This is a genomic window from Methylophaga sp. UBA5088, assembly GCF_002414625.1.
Taxonomy (GTDB): domain Bacteria; phylum Pseudomonadota; class Gammaproteobacteria; order Nitrosococcales; family Methylophagaceae; genus Methylophaga; species Methylophaga marina.
In genome coordinates this window covers 11,117-12,900 of record NZ_DIAC01000026.1, presented here as the reverse complement: position 1 = coordinate 12,900, position 1,784 = coordinate 11,117, and the positions used below count along the sequence as shown (strand labels likewise).

The following is a 1,784-nucleotide window of genomic DNA, read 5'->3' as shown; positions in this document are numbered from 1 at the left end:
CGACTTGACGACCCTTATCCAGAAATCAAGTAATGTCGGTGCCAGTAAGATTGCGTTGGCTCTTGATCCTGCTGAACTGTGGCATGACTTTGCCAGTTTCGGCTTGGGCGAGGCAACGGGTGCTTATTTTCCAGGTGAGGCGATGGGAACCATGCCGGATCCTCAGTCATGGCGCACATTAGATATCGCCACCATGGGATATGGTTACGGTTTATCGACCAGTGCGATGCAACTTGCCAGAGCCTACACCGTTTTAGCGGATGGTGGGATTCTCAAACCTGTCACCTTCATTAAAACAGATAAAGTGCCAAAAGGTCGACGAGAATTCTCAGCAGACATCATGCGTGATGTCGTGCAGATGATGGTGAAGGTCATTGAACCAGGCGGCACCGCCACACGTGCTGCTGTGGCGAATTATCATGTAGCCGGAAAAACCGGAACCGCGAAAAAAGCGATCAGCGGTGGTTATGCTGATGATCGTTATCAATCTGTCTTTGCTGGCATCATCCCCGCATCAGCTCCACGTTTAGCGATGGTCGTGATGATTGATGAGCCACAAGGTGAATATTACGGTGGCGCAGTTGCTGCGCCTGTGTTTGCAGAAGTGATGGCGGGTGCAATGCGCTTGTTGAATATTGCCCCTGACGATTTACCGATGACCCAGATGCAGGTGGCTCACAAATGATGACTTCAATCGTAAAATCTCAGTCGTTGATGGCATTACTCAGTGATCTTGTTGTGGATAAATCCACCTTACAAGAATGTACATTGAGCGATATCAGTATGGACAGCCGACGGGTTGCTGCTGGTGGTCTGTTTCTGGCTTTGGCTAAAAATAAGGTTGATAGAGAAAAGCACCTTCGACAGGCATTGGAAAAGGATATTTTTGCTGTCCTGATTGATGAGCAACAACCGTTAACTGAGACTGAGCTTCAAATGCTCACAGAAGCAGTGGTTATGGCTTACTCAGTTGAAAATCTAGCTGAAAAAGCAGGGTTTATAGCGGCACGTTTTTACGACCACCCGTCCAAGGACATGACTGTGATTGCTGTCACCGGGACCAATGGTAAGACCTCAGTCAGTCAATTTATCGCCCAAGCATTGGAGTCAATAAACAAACCATGTGGTGTGATTGGCACCATGGGAGCAGGGCGTTTGTGTGATCTGGAAATGACCGGGATGACAACGCCTGACCCCGTTACCATGCAGAAGCTGTTGGCGAAGTTTAAGCGTGAAGGCTGTGAATACGTGGCATTGGAGGCTTCATCCCATGCCCTAGCCCAAGGCCGATTAAATAGTGTTGATATCAATGTGGCCGTGCTGACCAACCTCAGCCGAGATCACCTTGATTATCACAAAACCATGGCCAACTACGCTGCAGCAAAAAAACGCTTGTTTGATATGGATAGTGTGGAATACGCCGTGATTAATGCAGATGATGCCTTTGGTACAGATGTCATCTCGAAACTGAAATCTGGTGTGAACTTACTCACATATGGCGGTGCACAAAATCAAGTGAATATTCGCGCGGAGCAGATCGCATACAAAGCAGACGGCGTGTCCTTTGAAGCGCAGGTTAATGTAAATAAACTGCCTGTAAGCTTGCCAGTACTGGGTGAGTTCAATGTTGACAATATACTGGCTGCGATAGGTGTGCTTACAGCACTGGGACTAGACCAACAACAATGCGCTGAAGCTATTAATCAATGTCAGGCAGTAAGTGGCCGCATGCAAACATATACTCAGCCGGGTCAAGCCACAGTGGTCATCGACTATGCTCACAC

The 1,784-nt window shown here is 48.2% G+C and carries 2 protein-coding genes; both read left to right on the top strand.

The genetic code is table 11. The features are described 5' to 3' along the window. Nucleotides 1-685: penicillin-binding transpeptidase domain-containing protein (locus B4K20_RS03115; RefSeq protein ID WP_289281848.1), on the top strand; the 685-nt coding region annotated here is incomplete at its 5' end. Next, a partial coding sequence (locus B4K20_RS03110) for a Mur ligase family protein (RefSeq protein ID WP_289281847.1) occupies nucleotides 682-1,784 on the top strand: 1,103 nt, incomplete at its 3' end. The genes B4K20_RS03115 and B4K20_RS03110, both read left to right, overlap by 4 nt.